9 protein-coding genes and 1 pseudogene are annotated in these 16,479 nt (G+C 63.5%); 3 read left to right on the plus strand and 7 right to left on the minus strand.

The features are described from left to right. Positions 1–43 precede the first annotated feature (43 nt). Entirely contained in the window at positions 44–1,069 is a 1,026-nt protein-coding gene (locus tag CSW62_RS02270) for a tyrosine-type recombinase/integrase (protein ID WP_233206590.1), read from the minus strand. 410 nt (positions 1,070–1,479) lie between these two features. Here CSW62_RS02270 and CSW62_RS02275 point away from each other — a divergent pair, with 410 nt between their 5' ends. The 3 genes from CSW62_RS02275 to CSW62_RS02285 all read left to right on the plus strand — a co-directional run bounded on the left by CSW62_RS02275 (position 1,480) and on the right by CSW62_RS02285 (position 4,768). Continuing rightward, complete coding sequence (locus tag CSW62_RS02275) at positions 1,480–2,367, plus strand: hypothetical protein (RefSeq protein WP_143324320.1); 888 nt, start codon at positions 1,480–1,482, stop codon at positions 2,365–2,367. Between the two features lie 92 nt (positions 2,368–2,459). Continuing rightward, complete coding sequence (locus CSW62_RS02280) at positions 2,460–2,717, plus strand: hypothetical protein (protein WP_099575594.1); 258 nt, start codon at positions 2,460–2,462, stop codon at positions 2,715–2,717. Positions 2,718–2,752: 35 nt separating this feature from the next. Further along, entirely contained in the window at positions 2,753–4,768 is a 2,016-nt protein-coding gene (locus CSW62_RS02285) for a recombinase family protein (RefSeq protein ID WP_158235378.1), read from the plus strand. A 114-nt stretch (positions 4,769–4,882) separates the two neighbouring features. Here CSW62_RS02285 and CSW62_RS27365 read toward each other — a convergent pair. The 6 genes and pseudogenes from CSW62_RS27365 to CSW62_RS02310 form a co-directional block, all read right to left on the minus strand. Then, a pseudogene (locus CSW62_RS27365) lies at positions 4,883–5,050 on the minus strand (hypothetical protein); the annotation flags it as partial. Positions 5,051–5,086: 36 nt separating this feature from the next. Continuing rightward, complete coding sequence (locus CSW62_RS26520; protein ID WP_199170498.1) at positions 5,087–5,446, minus strand: hypothetical protein; 360 nt, start codon at positions 5,444–5,446, stop codon at positions 5,087–5,089. Further along, complete coding sequence (locus CSW62_RS02295) at positions 5,443–7,689, minus strand: hypothetical protein (RefSeq protein ID WP_199170499.1); 2,247 nt, start codon at positions 7,687–7,689, stop codon at positions 5,443–5,445. Before CSW62_RS02295 ends, CSW62_RS26520 begins: the two co-directional genes overlap by 4 nt. Then, on the minus strand, positions 7,686–12,044 hold the full coding sequence (locus CSW62_RS02300; protein WP_099575596.1) for a DEAD/DEAH box helicase family protein: 4,359 nt from the start codon (positions 12,042–12,044) through the stop codon (positions 7,686–7,688). Before CSW62_RS02300 ends, CSW62_RS02295 begins: the two co-directional genes overlap by 4 nt. Beyond that, the gene (locus tag CSW62_RS02305; RefSeq protein WP_143324322.1) at positions 12,041–14,794 is read right to left on the minus strand and encodes a hypothetical protein; all 2,754 of its coding nucleotides are present in this window, start codon (positions 14,792–14,794) and stop codon (positions 12,041–12,043) included. The genes CSW62_RS02300 and CSW62_RS02305 overlap by 4 nt, the downstream gene beginning before the upstream one ends. Continuing rightward, positions 14,784–16,397, minus strand: coding sequence for a class I SAM-dependent DNA methyltransferase (locus CSW62_RS02310; RefSeq protein ID WP_099575598.1), 1,614 nt, complete (start codon positions 16,395–16,397; stop codon positions 14,784–14,786). Before CSW62_RS02310 ends, CSW62_RS02305 begins: the two co-directional genes overlap by 11 nt. Between the last annotated feature and the right edge of the window lie 82 nt (positions 16,398–16,479).

The following is a 16,479-nucleotide window of genomic DNA, read 5'->3' on the forward strand; positions in this document are numbered from 1 at the left end:
CTATTTACAGCGTGCGTTCACGTGGCGTTCTTTGCCCGCGTTCTCAATGCGCCGTGGACTTTTTCGCTTTTTGGATCTGCCTTGCTATCGCTTGGTCGATTTTGGCCTGCCCCGAGTTCGCCAACCCTCGCCGATCGGCTTGCCGTCGGTAGATTTCGGCCGCCCTGGTCGACGTATGCTCAAGCTGACTCATGATCTCGGCATCGCTGGCTCCAGCCGTCGCCAACTCGACGCCGCGCGTATGGCGCAAGCCGTGCAGCGTGAGGTTCGGCCGAATCTTGCCTGTCGTCGCTAGGGCGTCGATCAGGCGATCAATCGCCTGGTTGAGGGCACGTTCGTTGAAGGCTGCTTTTCGCGCGTTGTAGGCAATCGTCAGCGCTTGGTTGGGCGTGCTGTCTAGAAGCGCCGTCAGACGCGGGTCCTCGGGCTTGTCGCAAACCACCCGACGCTTTTCCGTAAGCCAGTAGAGTCTCGCTTCTTCTCGGCCTTGATCATCGAAGCCGCGCGTGCGGGCATTAAGCGGTAGCTTGCAGATCGTCCCTCTTCGGAACCCCCCGTAGCGCGCCAGCGCCAGGGCTCGCGCCAACCCAGGCATTTTGCGATCCAACGCCAGCTTCACGACGGCTTGGAATTCCCCTGTCTCCCAGATCGGATTCTTCTCCGGCTTGTCGTGCGGGCGCTTCACCTTCTTGATCAGTCGGAACGGGTCCTGGGCTAACCGGCCGTCGATGACGGCGGGAAGTAGCGCGTTCTTCAGCACCTGCATGTTCATGTTCGCCACCCTGTGGCCCCGGCGCGCCCAGACGTCATTCATGCCGTTGGTGAAGGCCAGGGTGACATCGCCGAGCAGCACATCGCCAAAGTCCGCTTCGATCTCGTCGATGCGCCGCTGATAGTCGCGCTGGGTGGCGCGGCTTAGGGCGAGGAAGTCGGTCGAGCGGTTGTAGGTGCGCAGCAAGCCGCCGATGGTGCCCGCAATCGGCGTTTGCGCGACATCCACGCGATCGAGCTCGGCGATAATCGCCACGACTTCCTCATGGAGCGCTTGCGAGCCGTCCGGGCTGTACAAGCGGCGCCTTATCTGGCCCCGGCGGAAGTAGAGGAGCTCACGGCCCCCACTCCTAACGCGCTGAACGTGGGGCGGTCCTTTTCTTTCGGTCATTTGGTCTACCTGCGTTGCGAGCAGCGCGCTGCTGCGCGCGCTCAAGGGCGTTGGATCGGCGCTGATGGCCGGCGATTTCGGCGGGAGCGGTTGGCTGGGTGTCAGCTGCAGTCGGCGTCCCTGACGACGTTTGGGCGCGCAAGGGCAGGCCTTCCACCCAGCTGTCGATGTCGGAGCGCTTCCATCGACGCACCCGAATGCCCAGGTCTATGGGAGGCACAGGGCAAATGGCGCGCAGCGCGGATTCGCTTAGCGATAGATAGGCGCAGAGCATCTCGCGCCCCATCAGCGCCGGCCAACTCGCAGGCAGTTGGGGCGTGAAATCCATCTCCCCGCTCATCTTTGTCGAGCTCCTCTCGCAGGCCCCATTTACCCCCGCACTCCAACACTCCAAACTCTATTGTGATTTCTACACACAATGGGGTTTGTTGCGCAAGGCATTTGGTGTAGGAATCACAATGCCCCCATTTCAGGGATCTGGAGAGATTCGAATGGCTCGCTTGCCCGGCCTAGTTCGCGCCATCGCTGAGCATGACAGGAGGGGCGAGAAGACCATCGCCCATATTGCTCGGCAGGTCAGAGATGCGGGGCTGATCTCATCGACCCGCCGTGGTGTGGGCGCATCCATCATGGCTTTTTCCGATGCCGCTACGCTTCTTATGGGCGTGTGTGGCGATAGCAGTCCTCAAGGCGCAGTTGCTGCGGTCCATCACCTACGCTCGCTCCAGCCGCTTCCTTGGGATCGGGTTGATCGGATGAAACGTGAGGATCTCGCGCCCTCACTGGCCTTTCTTCGCGATACAAAAGGCTTCGCCGGCACCCTTGAGAAGCTGATCGAGCATGCTCCGGAAGTTGAGCGGTGGCACGGGACGTATGCTGCGAAGGCTTCAGAACAAGAGGGGCTCTCTGAAGCTGAATTTTCGGCCCGCCGAGTGGCGAAGAAGCTGACCTCTGCCGTTAAGCGCGGCACCCCTGGCTACGGCAGATTAGTCCGCATCGTGTGCTACGTACCAGGCGTTGCGGCAGAGATTCATTTAGGAAACCCGTGGCTTAGTCTGGGCGAGGATGACGCCTTCCATGAATACTACGCGGTGCCCGACCGCGCCGCGGAGGACGCCGACGCTACCCTCATGGACTGCTCGATAACGATAGAGGTCGGACTACCGACACTGTTGGCTCTGCACGAAGCGGTCGTAAGGCCGTAACGCAGACCCCCATGACTTGAATTGTGTTCTTGACTCCTAATTCAGCGATCGGCACTTCTAATTGTGTGTTCAGCTCACAATAAGGAGGCGAGATGGCCCAGATTTCCGACACTCTGCCGCAGTGCGATGAGCCGCACCGGCATAAACCGTTGAATGCGCCACCAGCCGCAAACACGGCGGTCCACCGCCCTGATCGCCTCGAAGCGCTTCTGTTCGATGAAAGGCGCCGCCGAGATGAAGGCGAGCAGGGGAGCGCGATGAACGAGGATCAGCGCGCGCTATTACCCATGGCCTTGGCTTTGGCCCGCCTAGCCGCCCAGCGATCCGTGCTGTCAACGATGGGTGCGTGAACGTGGGGACATCAATGCCGCCTGCTGGAACGCGCGTGGGTATCTATGCGCGCTATTCCACTCAAAATCAGACTCAAGAGTCGATCGAGCGACAAGTCATCAATGCTGAGCGCTTTGCGGCTACCCGTGGGTGGATAGTCGCTGGAACGTGGGAAGACGCAGAGCGGTCGGGCACAACATTTGTGGGGCGGACCGGCTTCTTTCAAATGATGGCAGCGGCCGAGGAAGGGACCTTTCAAGTCCTTTTAGTGGAAGACATCAGCCGCCTTTCCCGAAAGTCCGGGGACACGCACGCCCTATTTGACGAGCTGGCTGAGCTTGGCATCGATGTCTGCACTGTCGCCGGCGGCCGATTGGTCGAGGGCGTCGATGTGATGGTTGGCGCCTTCAAGAACTCGAAGGATGTCGAGGAGGCCGCCTATCGCAGCCGTGGCGGGCAGGTGCGAGTGATCGAATCCGGCCGATCCTCTGGCAACGTCCCCTACGGTTATAGGAAGGTCTTTGGTCAGGACGGTCGTAACGGAGTTCGAGAGGCCGACCAGAAGAAGGCGCTCGTCGTTCAGCGCATCTTTGAGGAAACTGCAGCCGGGCTTTCGCCGAACCAGATCTGTTCAAACTTGAATCGGGAAGGCGTCCCTGGTCCGCGCGGAAAGGGTTGGCGTCCTGGCGCGCTTGTGGGGGCCAAGCAGATTGGCGGCGGCATCCTTCGCAACACGATCTACGTCGGCGAAATCCGTTGGGGTAAGACCGAACGGAAACGCAGGAAGGGCAAGATCGCCAACAAACAGGCTCCGGCGGAAAAAATCGTCACCGCGTTCGATCCCAGCTTGGCCATTGTCCAGCGGGACTTGTTCGACCAGGTTCAGGGACTGCTCGCAGGCAAGAAGAGCGCTTTCTTCAAATATAAGAAGGCTCAATATGTGTTCACCGGTAAGTACCGGTGCGGGCATTGCGGCGAGACAATGATCGTCTTGAGCGGCAGGCTCGCGTGCACCGGACGTAACGTTAAGGGCGCGGACTGCCAAAACCGTTGTCGCATTCCTCGCGAAGACGCTGAACGCGCAGTGCTTCAGGGGCTGTCCGAGAAACTCCTGCAGCCCGCGCTCATCGAGCCCTGCATCGACGCCTACCGCACGGAGGCCGAGAAAGCCTCTGGGGCCCTCCAGCAACAGAGGCTGGCAGGCGAGCGTAGGCTTGAGCAAATCGGCATCCAGATCGCGAACCTTTGGCCGATGATCAACGATAGCGCGACACCGCCGTTCGCAAAACAAGCGCTCCTGACGCAGCTCAACGCATTGGAGGAGGAGCGCCAGCGCTTGGAGCTGGAGCTGAAGCAGCGCCCGCCGGCATCACCCGCAGGCCTAGAGGCCGACGCAATTGTCGCTCGCCTTCGTGAGATGGTGTCCGACCTCTCAAATACCCTTCAAGGGGGCGAGCGAGACGCTGTGATCGCTCGTGACACGCTGCGTACTATGGTCGACGTCATCACGCTGAACCCGGATCTCGCGACGGCTGATCGTCGAGGAAGCGCGGTGGTGCACCTCACCGTCGAAGGCTCGCTTACCAAAATGCTGAGCCTGGCCGATGTCATCGTCGAACGCGACATCAAGCACCGTATGGGTCCGCGTACTACCCTTGATGTCGCGACTATCGGTTATGCGTTCTCATCAAAATTCTCTTACTATTCCGAGCGCTTAGCGGGCGTTCTCGCGGACATCCCGTTCATCACCCGTCTACTCGAACGCGCGCAGGCCCCGCTAACCAAGGCCCAGATGGTCAATGCGCTGCGCGATGACGAAGGTCCGTCGCAGGGCGATAAGCAACCTATCGAAGACCGCGTTCGCTACGTGCTGGATCAACTTCAGAAGCGTGGGGAGACCCACACCGTGCCGGTGCGCCAGACCTGGGGGTGGGTATTGAGCGATACGCCGGTGAGCGACGAGGAGTGGGTACGGCGCGCAAAACACCGGCCTGAAGAGGGAGCATTGCCGAGGATCATGAAAGGCTGGGCTCCGGAGGCCAGCGTCGTGGTGATCGGTGGCAGAGGATGAAAGCGAACCGAGTTTGCGCGACACAGGGGACTCCGCTGTTGACTCTTCTCTGACCTTGGGAAGGTCTGCATTTGAGCGGTCGAGCGGTTGGTTTCGACGCGGCTCCAGGCCTGCCTAGGCAGGGCGAGCGACAGCAAGCACGGTATCGACCAGAACGCTAACGGCTAAGGCCCCAGGCCCGTCTACCAGTATACCGCATTCCAAATTCGAATGCCGTGATCGCCGCAAAAGATTGGCGGAGCCAACGTAAGCGCTCACACCGTCAGCCAGGACGATTTTGGCGTGGAAGGTCTCGCCAAGAGCGGCCTCGTCCCCTTCCTAGAAAAAGCAATAATCAAATATCCCGGTGAGGAGGCTTTTCAGATGGATTCCGGGTCTCCCACACGCGCTCAACTGTGAGGCATCCCTAAGGATCAGCATCCGTTCTGTCGCCGTCGTCGCCTCAAAAAGCTCCACGGCCCATTCCGCACCCGCCCTGTCGATAAAGGGTATCATGATGACCAACCGGTCCACCGCGCGGCGCGCGACATGAGTGAAGGCGTCGTGAGTGTCGGTAAGCGTCGTGAAAGCTTCGCCGGCATGATGCTTCAGGGCATCTCCAAAGCGGCTCTGCTCGCCGGGAAGGGTTACAACAAGCCGTGTCGTTCCCTTTGGCGAGACGAGGTTTGTCGTTCTCACGTTCGTATCCGCGGATCGAAGAATCCGACAATGGGCTCCGCCGTCGCGGCTTCCCAGTTCGAGGCTGGTCCACCGCGCAAGACGGTGCGGGACAGAAGTTGGTTGGAGGCGATGCACGTGGTCTCGCTGACCATAATGCAGGCTGGACAGGCCCCGCCGCGGGCGTCGCAGAGCGATCCCGAGCCGCAGCGCAGAAGCCGGGGATCTATCGCGCGCCGCAGATAGTCCTCGGCGTGGTTTCGCCACATGGCGGAGATATTGCCGAGGTCCGGCGTCATCCCCTTGCGATAAAGGACGAACGCGAGGTCGGCCGGGAAGAGGTGTTCGCCGAGGCCGTCAGCGTCGAGGCCGGATAGGTCGGCCAGCGAGTGCATCAGCTGGTGGGCCAAGCTGTGAAGCAGGAGATAGACGTAGGCACCCAGCGATCTCGGCGTGCCGCCCCGCTCGCGGTCCTTGTAGTCCTCGAGAAACGGCCCGAAGTCCTGATAGGTCTCGATCAGGCGCTGACCGATATGAACCCCCTCGGGCGGCGTATCTGGGACCTGGTTCAGTTCGAGCCACTGCCGGACCTTGGCCTCGTCCAGCCGGAAATAGAGCGCTTCATTGCGTTGGCGCGTGACGTAGATCGGATGCTTGCGGGTACCCTGGACCGGTAGAGCGTCGAAGGCCTTGAGGCGCACAGGCATGGACACCGACCGCCCCTGGCTTTCCCGCTGGTAGATCGGGCCAGACGACACCCGCGAGTAGCCGAAGCTGAACTCACAGATCGGCAGTCCACGGATCAAGACCATCCGCTGAACGCCCATCCTGTCGAGGAGCGGTCCGATAGTGCCGCGATAGCGGGCAAGGGCGGCGGGATCGCCAGCAACATTGGAAAGCTGCGCGTCGGGCGTCATGACATCGACGGCCTCGAAGACCGGAAGCCGTTCGGCGATGTGCTCTTCGACAAAGGCGCTGTGCTGCAGCGCCAGGCGGATAGGATCGTAGCGGCGCGCCCAACCCTCCCGGTTCAGCGCCGCGCGGACCAGGGCCGGGCTCTGGACCTGCCCGCGGTCGACGACGCCGCTTTCGTACCAGGCCTCCCGAGCTTGGGTAATCGCGCCGCGCCAGCGGAGAATGCCTTCTTCCGACCCGCGCTCTTCCGCGCGCCGCAGCATGTCGACGAGATCCTGGTAATCGTCCCACTCCGTGGTCCGCCCCGCGTGGCGAAGCGCGGCCTCAATGTCGGCGTCGCTCGGTTCGGCGAACGGCACATCGTAGATGCGGGCAAGGGCGCGGGAGAGATCGAACCGCCGTCCTTCGGTCAGCAGGTCCACCACGTCGGCGTTGCGAAACTCGATGAAATTACCGCGCTGAGGATAGAATGCCGAGTTCGCCCGGTACGAGACCGGGAGCATGTTCACTTCAATGAACTCGTACTGCCGCCCGCCAGCCTGGCGATCGGCTTCCAGGATTTCGTAGGTGTCGTGGTCGGGTTTCTTCAGCTCCTTGGCGATGCCGCACTCGTTACAAACGAACCGCCATTCCGAGAAGACCGGCGCGCGGTTGTGCAGCGAGTAGTTCCGGGCCCCGCAGGTGCAGACATCGATGCGATGCACGCGAGAATCAGCAGGATCGAAGCGATAGCCGCTAGGGCTCAAAGGCTCGACGCTTCCGGACCAATGGGCATAGACGACGTCGACCTGGGCCCATCGACCGTCATGGTCGCCACAACGGCGCGGCAGGGGCTGACGGTCGAGTTCCTCGACCGAAGCGAACTCGCGGATGCGGCTGCAAACCCCGCACTGGAACATCAGCGGATAAGGCACGTAGCCCACCACGCTAGGGTCCGTGGTCTCGAAATGCTGGCGATCGATCTCAACTCGGCCCGTGCGGACATTGTAGAAATCGGAATCAAGCGCCAGGGCCGGGGCGACTTCGCCGGACGGACGGACGGACAGGGCTCGGGACTGCCAGTTCTCGGCGAACTCGCGGATGCCGTCGAAGATCTGGTTCTCTGTCGTCCGGTCCACCTGCACCGGCTTTCGGATCGGGACGGACCGACAGATGCCCTTGCCGCCCTCCCAGGTGAGTAGAACGCCCGGGGCGTAGGAGGTGGCGAGTTGGACCCGCGAGCGCACCATCTTCGGCGGCTCGAGATTGGGATTGGCGGGCGGTTCGAAGCCGCCGCGGATGGCGGCCGGGCGGCGGTCGCGCCAGCCGTCCTCCCGCTGCGGCGGACGGCCATTGGGCGGGCGGCTCACGCGTCATCTCCATCAAGCTCGGCGTCGGTTTCTGCAGCGGCGCCCCGCTGGCTGCGGATGGCGCGCATCACCCGCGCGAGGGCCGCCGGCTCAACCCGTGTATTGTTGGTCCTCGACGCCGGGTCGTAGGCGGAGCCTACTATCATGCCGGCCTCGTCCACGTCCCGCAGCGAGGTCATCGGCTTCTTGAAGACCGCGGTCTGGTCGATCCAGTAGTCACGCAGCCGACTCTCGGTGGATTGCGCCTTCATGGAGTTGGAAAACTCCTGTGAGGCCTTATCGACCAGGCGGCGATAGGGCTCGTCGTAGATGGGGCGGCCGACGTGATCTCGTCCGCGCCCCTCAAAGCCCGCGGCCCTTAGGATGAAGTTGCCGATCTCGTCGGGGAACCGAACGGGCTCCCGGCGCGCGTCGCCGCCGAGCCGGCCCACGTAGTCGAATTGTGGCGCCCGTTCCTTGGTCGCGTCGGCGGTGCGGATGAACTCGACGCCTTCCTTGGTGATCGCCCAGGCCTGGATGTAGGATGCGAACACCCGGCGGATGGCGTTCTCCGCCCAGCGCTCCACCGCCGGCGGCGCGATCATCCGCTCTAGGAATCGATGGAAGATGTCGTGGGTCTCGACTACGTAGCGGTCGCGGCGGCTCTGCGGCGTGGGCAGCAACATGACGAAGCCAACATGAGTCCGGCCGACTCGGCTCGACGCCTGGATGTATTCGGCGATGTCGGACGGCAAGCCGGCGAAGAACATGCTGTTGAAGCGGTCGACGTCGACGCCATGGCTGATGGCTGAGGTCGCGACGATGTTGCGGACCAAGCTATCGAGCGGCGGATATTCCTCTCCGGCGAAGCTGCGCTCAGCGTCACCCATGACGGTCTGAATATCCTTCATGTCGACACCGCCGGAGATCAGCCGGCTGTCGAAGTGCTCGATGGGCACACCAGCCGCCTGATGGCCTAACCGCACGGCGGCGTCGAGGGCGTCCATGATCTGGTCGCCGCCCTTCTTGTTTGTGACGTAGGCGAGCGCAATGCGGTGAAGGTCGACGACCGCCAGAACATCCTCATCGCGACCGTCAGCGACGCAACGGTCGATGGCGGCGCGGCGCCAGTCTCCGGCCCGGCCTGGGCTGATTCCCGCGCGGAGGCGGGCAACCGCTCTGGCGCGGGTCTCGTCAACGACGAGGTCGCACCAAAGCTCGCTGATCAGGGTGTGGAAGACTCCAAGCACATGGACCGAGGTCATCGTGTGGGTGGCGTCGTTGGTCATTAGCGAGACGTAGAGCCTCATCCAAGGCGACGTCGCTTCAGGCGCCTCCCAGGACGGAAGCGCCTCGGCCAGATGCTGCCGATCGGGATTGCGGGCCGGCGCGGGTGCCGGCTCGGCGAAGAATGAATGGTAGATGTCGGGACCCGGATACGGGAATCGAAGCGCGCGCCGCTGATAGAGGACTTCGATCTGCCGGTCAGGGTCGGAGATCGTGGCCGTCGCAGCGATAACCTTGGGCATGCGGGCTGCCGCCCAATCATCACCACTCCAAGCTCGCGCAAGCTGCAGGTCGTCGCCTGCGGCGGCGTCGATCTCCCGGAACACGTGCTCAAGGAGCGTGTCGAACAGACCGCTGAAGGTGCCGAGGCTTTCCTCGAGAAGGTGCGCCTCGTCCTGGATGATCAGGGCGGGGAACGGGTCATGGAAGATTCTCTGGCCGTTCCGATACGCAGGGAACACTGGCGCGTAGCCGGTGGCGGCCGGCCCGTCCCGCAGGTCGTCGGTCCGGCGCGGCGTGTCCAGGTGGCCGGTTGGTCCAACCCATCGCGCAAGGCCGAACATGCCGACCACCTTGGCCACCGTATTGGTGTCCTGTCCGAGCATCGCCAGCTTGTCGACGGTACCAAGCAAGACGGAGGGAGCCCGGGCGTAGATCGTGTCGTCCGTCAAAAGGAACGGGAGCGGCGTCAGCTGACCGTGGGCCTGATTCCAGGCGCAACGGCTATTGAAGCAGAGGATCGCAAGGCGTTTGGCCGTAGGTCCCTCGATCTCGTACCGACGGAGGCCCGTCTGCGAACCACAACACGGGCAGCTCGGGACCTTGTCATAGGCTGTCCGAAGCTCGCGATAGCGTCGTCCGCGATCTCGTATGGCGAGGGGCTCGTCCGCGCCGTCCTCCAGTCGCGCATCGTCCGCAAACTCGGCGTCGCCGGCGAGCGGCACGTCGGCACCGACGGCCGCATAGCGATTTGGGGTGTTCGACGCACCAACCCAGAAGCCGATCTCAAAGGGCCAGCTTCCGATGGCTTCTCGGTGTCGGATCAGCTCTGCGTTGATCAGAAGGCGGAGGAGGCGCTGGGCTTGCTGCAAGGTCAGGAGTCGCAATGGATAGCGGATCAGGACGCTTACGCCGCGGTCTTTGCCGCGCAGTCGGTCGAGGAAGAGCCCGAACAGGAGCGTCCCGTAGAACGCCTCCGACTTACCGCCGCCAGTGGGGAAGTAGAGGAGGCTGACCGTTTCCTCGTCCAGGCGCGCGTTGTAATAGGCTCGGTACTCCGGCATCCGCGACGCCAACGTCGGAATGTGGGCCAGGACGAACGCCAGCTGAAACAGGCGCCATCCTCGACCGGTGTCGGCACCATCGCGCTCGTAGAACGCGCGGTTCATCAAGAGCCACGCCTCGTAGGGTGCCGCCCGTAGTCGCAACGCCGCAGCGTTCGGCCCGTCTGGCGCCGCCGCCAGTTGCTGGGAAGCAGCCTGTGCCTCGACCAGGAGCTCAACGCCGCGACGGATGAAGCCAGCCTCATCCGACTGGCCGGCCTCGTCGACAGCGAGCCGCGCCGCTTCGATATCGGCGTCCTCGGGCGATAAGCCCTGGCGAACCTGGACGCGCAAACTGCTGACGTGGTCGCGGACCCAGGCGGTGTAAGCGGCCGGCAAGGCGTGGAGATCGCCGACGCGGAAGGTCCTATCCGCCAGGCGTCCAAATTGGGTCGGGATATCGGCGCTGCGCGGAATGATGCGCGGCTGGACGAAGCGAGGGGCCCAGGTGGTTGTGAGACAGACGGTCTCGGGACCGACTACGGCATCGACGCCGCAGTTCAAACCGATCGCCGGATACTCCAGAAAATGACGAAACCTGTACGACGGCTCCACGCGATCCAGCCGGAGTGGAAGGTGCGCCGCGCTGGGCAAATCCACCCGCAGCGCGCAGCCGAACAGGGCGTGGCAGCGCATCACCGTTTGGCGCAACGGGACATCCGGTGCCTGGTTGTCGAAGGTGACACGATAGGACTCCACCGTCGGATCGACGAAGTCACGTTGCCGCTCGACCGTGACAGTCAGCTGGGAGAGGTCCGGCGCCACGTCCGCTGCATTAACCGGAAGGGCCTGAGCCGCCGTTAGGAACGTGTTGTAGGCCACCTCGTTTTGCGCGTCTGCTGGCCGGATGACGACATTCCGCCAGACTGTGAGCCGGCCAGTTTCAGAGGCCAACCAGTCAGCCACGCCGGCCGCGGCGGCGAGGCGCAGTTGGTCGCGGTAGTCGTCGACCGCAACGGCCAGTGCATCCGCGCCATCCTCCAGCCGTATGTTCCCAGCCGGCAGCGTCAGCCGCAGCCGCACCCACTTGCCCGGTAGTTGCGCCGGATCGATGAGTCCGTAGGGGATGCGCCGGCCTTGCCGCAGCAAGGTCGCGATCCGAGGACGCGGCTCGGCTTCGGGCGCTTGCGCCGGATCAGGACCGGGCGGACCAGGTTCGGGCGGCATCTCCTCGACAATGGCGTCGTCCATATCGCCGCGCACGAGCTCGATATTCTGCGCGCGGTAAGCTTCGATCCGCACCTGTTCCTGGATTTCGGAGCGCCGGCGCCGCACTTCTGACCGGGCGGTCTCGGTCAAATCTCGCCAACGCGGCCGGTCGAGCCCCTGCTCGAGAAAGAGTTGCTGGCGGCGCGTGCGGATCGCCAGATCGATAGCTGCTTGGGTCGCCGTGTTGAGCCTAAAATCGATCTCGAGGCCGTTGCGAGGGTTCTGCAACTCCTCCCAGGTCGGCAGCGCTCGAATGTAGACCGCGGCGGAAGGCTGGATCGTCAGATCTCCGCCTGTGCCGGATCGCGTCGTGAAGTCGAGGCCGATGGCGGCGATGCGAATATCCGAGGTTTCGTCCTCCTGGCCGCTGTCGTCGAAGCGCGGCAGGAGCTGCCCAGAGAAAATTGCTCGCCGAGGTGACCGGCCGAAGATCACTCGTCCCTGCTCATCGGCACCCGACACCCGATCGACTATGAGATTGACCAGGGCGTCGCAGACGGCCTCCTTCACCTCCTCGCCGACGCCCCGCAGCTGGGTGGCAGAGTAGCCGTTGCTCATCCTCGGAATTCCCGGCGGCCTGTGACGGTGGCGACAAACTGTTCGGCGGCGGAGCGGACAGCCTTCACGCCGGATAGGCGATTGAGCTGGGAGGCGTCGGCGCCATGCGGGTCCACCAGGATGCTGCGGTAGGCGTCGTAGAGCACCGAGCCAACACGCTGGCGGACAGAGCGCTGTTCGATGACCGCCCAAGCCCAGAAACGGCGCGCCGTGCCCTCCGAGACGTCCAGGGCCTTCATGAACCGCAAGAAGGTATCGCGCTCACGCGGCGCGTGCGGCACGACATCGTGCAGTGCCTTGTCGACCTCGTCGTCGAGGGTGATCCAGTATCGCATCTTCGCGGGATCGACGCGCGGTTCGCCCATGCGCTCGGAGATGACTCGCAGGCGCGCTGAGATGGATTGGCCCGGAATGTCGCGAAACCTCTCCCGGACGACATCGTGGTAGTTGCGAATCTCCTCGGCAGCGACGGCGGAGATGTTCAGCAGCGGTCTCATCTTCTCGATGAAAGCCTGGCCCATAACGCAGATCTCGTCGCCTTCGCCCACCTTCGAAGCCTCGGTTTCCCCGTAGCTGACGAGCGCCTGGCTCGGCAGCCTGGACACGAGGCGCGTACGCGGACGGGCGATCACCCTCAGATCATTGGACAAGGTGAACTCGATCAGGTCGCGCGGCGTGCGCGAAGGGCCGGCCATATCGACTACGGTTCCCACTTGGAACTCGACGTCTGGAAGCGGCGCTTCAAGGGAGTCGAGTTTGATCTTGGCCCCGCCAAGGCGACCGGAAGTCTCGGCGGTCTTCTGAGCCAGCAGGCTCAAGCGGCGCTTCAACGGGGCGAACTCAGGATACTGCGACAACCGAAGAGCATCGCGGCTGGTCGCGCGCATCGTGTCCAGGTCGAGCAAGATCAGCAGCTCCTTCGGGAGCCATGGCTTGGCCAGCCAACCTAGTAATTGGGCGCGTGTCGGCCCAACCAAGATCAACCGATAAAACTGATTGCGCTCGCCATCCGGCAAGCTGGCGATGTCGGCAGCGCCCTGCAGGTCGGTGAAGTGGATCATGCCGTTGTCGACACGCGCCTCGAGGTCGGGCATCCGCGCGACCAGGTCTTCGTAGGCAAGCTCTGCGATCAGATCGCTCTGAAAGACGAAGAGACATTTGGAGCTGGAGCCGAGAAAGCGCTGCACGGCCTTTTCGAGAAGGCCGGACATCGGCGTAGCCGTGACCACGGTTTCGCGCAACGCCCGGGCCTTCACGATCGATGAGGTCAGGTCGTCGTGAGCGATCTGGGAAAGGACCGAGCCGACTTCGGTCAAATCCAAGATCAATGAATTGATTTCGTAGGACGCGACTTGCTCGGCGGCGACGGCGCGGCCCATCGCGGACGTGACGAAGTCGCTCAGGGCACCAAGCGAGGCCGGCAGAGACGCCGCGCTGCGCAGCCGTCCCATTAGTCGGCGGACGGTCTCGGCCCCTCGGGTGTCGCCCGCGTCGCTGGCGGTCGTCGCCAGAGCGCGAAGCTGCGCCAGTTCGGTGACGAGTTCGCCGCCGAAGCCTTCGACCGAGATGCGCTCGCAGCCTCGCCATTCGACCACTACTCCCTCGGCAGGGGCTGCCACGGCGCTGTCGGTGGCAAATACCACTTCCGAAGGGCAGACCTTGCGGTCGACCTTCCTGCGCATCCGGGTCTCCGTCGCCAAAGCGTCGAACCGGACAGCGTCGAACGTCCAGGGATCTTCGGTCAGGGCCACAACACCGATCCCGCGATGCGCCGCCTCGACCTTAGCGACGAGCTCACGGATCCTGTCGCGCCAGGTTAGCCCCAGGCGAGCTCGCCCCCGACGGGTCAGGTCGATCAACAGGACGTCGATCGGCAAGGTCGCGGCGTTGATCTTCGCGTTCGCCACATCGGCGGCACGAAGTGAAAACGAGAAGAAAGGCGCCGACTTTGGATCGTCGGCCAACCCCGTGCGGCTATGCACCCGTAGGTCGGTCTTGGCGCGCGCATGCCAAAGCAGATGACCGTGGTCCGGCACCGGGCCGTTCAATGGTCCACTGGCCACGACCTCGTCGAGGTTGGGATGGCGAAACTCGTCGTAGACCTGTCCGTCACGCGCCCTCCCAGTCAGGGTTTTCACGCGCGACAGCGCTTGGTGATAGTCGGCGAGTCCTGCCTCGGCCGGCTGGCGTATAGCTCGGGCATGGTGCCGAGTATGGCAACGGCCGATCGTGTCCTTGTCGGCGTAAACGTCCTTGAGTGGGCGATGCGCCATACTGGCGGCTGGGAACAACAGCGTGCGCAGACCGATCGGTGTCGACAGCGCCGAAACCGTCTCGCCGTTGCACGCCACCTGTATAGGCGTGGCGGAGAGGCAGTCGGCGAGACACGTCAAGACAGCGCCGGCGGCCAACGAGATTTCCGAGGCCGGCCAAAACAGCACCGTGCGCCGTCCACCTTCGCTTGCCGACTCGGCGATGATCTGTGCGAGCTTGCCATAGGCTGGCGAGACACCAAACGGTTGCTGGCTGCCGATCTGATGGAGGGGGAGCGTGCTCAGCGCTTGAGCGTAGGCGGCGGACGAGCGTTGGGCGCGCGGCGGCGGCGTGGCAGCCGCTACCCGTCTGGCAACGGAATCTGCCATTTGCTTGGCAAGTTGCCCCCTTTGGCCCGCCGCTTCTTGGCGTTGATCGAAACGCGCTTGAAACCCGGCCTTAGGCCCGCGACCCCGAGTATCCCAATCACGCGACATGGCGACCCGCGTGCAGAAGGGCGGAGGCTTCGTAGGCCGCGAGAGCGGCCTTTTCGGGGTCGGCGTAGACCTTTTCCGCCGCCGACAAACAGCCGGGTTTGGGCAGGTCAAGGGTGCGCAATAGCTGCACCGAAACCGCCGCCGTTCCTGACAGCGCTCGGTATCGCGCATCCACCGCTGCTGTGTTGAGGAGTTGGCAAACCTGGGTGACGTCGACCGCGCGATCCCCCATCAAGACAATGGTGTGGTTCTCCGTCACGAAGCCACCCCATTGGACATAGACCGCTGGGTCGACAACGGCTGCTACAAGCCGCCGGGGCTGTTTGTTATTGGTCGTCCTCTGCAGTACAGCCGCCGGCCGGCGGACGATTGATGTCGATTCCTCCTCGAAGGCGACGAAGTCCGCAGCCTTGCCGTCCTTGCCTCCAGGGCGACAGGTTTGGCCTGGCTTGACATTCTTGGCCCAGATCAGCGGGTAGACGTTGGATTCTTCGGCCTTGCGCAGGCGATCGCCCTCTCGGTTCCAGACGAAGTAGCCGGCCTTCGCTGTGATCCCGTAGTCAGCGAGCGTCGCGCCCCCGCGCGGCATGGCGTTTAGGGTCGGGCATGGCCAATGCTCATTCTGGTCCTCAGGCAGCGGATAGGCGCCGATGTCCGTGACCCCAACGATCGCATTGATGGTGCAGAAGCGGGTGTCAGCCCGTTCCGCCGCGCTGGTCTTGCGGAGGAGAAGCACGCTGACATCCTGGGCCACATCGGCGAAGACCTCGTCTCGAGGGCCGACATCGCCAACGCAAAGCACCTGGGCCTGGGCTTGCAAATAGCCGCGAAGCTTGGTGTAGAGCGGCCCGGTCCGAAAGCTCGATGGAATGACCAGGGCGACCAGGGCACCCGGCTTGGCGGCCCGCAGGCAGAGCTCAACGAAGACGGCGTATTTGTTGATGTTGCCGCTGTGGGCGACCTTCTTCCAGTGATCGCCTGTCAACACCGCTGGAGTGATGCGGCCGTAAGGCGGATTGGCCACCACCAGATCGAACTCGGGCTTCCAACGGCGCCGAAGTGCATCACCGACGTGTACGTCAATGGAGGAGGCGCCACGCAACCCTAGCCGATCAGCGATCAGGCCACGGGAGATCCGCGCCAGGCCAGGATCGATGTCCACCCCCCGGAGGCGGCCTGCGACTTGATCTGGCTTGGCACCAATGGACTTCATTCGCGCAGCGATGGTCGAGAGGAACGCGGCACCGCCGGCGGCCGGATCGAGCACAGATCCATTGTCGAGGTCGAACCCGTACTCGATGGCCAAGTCGAGCACGGCCTTGGCCAAATAGGGCGGTGTGAAGTAGGCGGCTTGGTCGCGCCTGACCTCGGCGGCGAGGAGCAGGGTGTAGAAGACGCCAACCCAATAGTGCCGCTCGTCGACGGTCAGGCCTGCTAGGACGCGAGAGAAACTTCCGTATTCGCCATCATCGCCACGCGATTCCAGGAGGTCACGGGCAAGACGTACGCGCTCGGCGTCCGCGCCGCTGAAGGCCTCTACCTCCTTCGCAGCCCGCCTCGCGTGCGCAAGAATTGCGCGTCCACCCTCTCGCCAAGTCACCATTCTGATTCACGCCCCAAGCGACAATTGCGCGGTCGATAGCTCGACGCAACTACTCCGCGCGCGGGGCGCGGCGATCAATCTC

This window comes from Caulobacter sp. FWC2 (assembly GCF_002742625.1).
Taxonomy (GTDB): Bacteria; Pseudomonadota; Alphaproteobacteria; order Caulobacterales; family Caulobacteraceae; genus Caulobacter.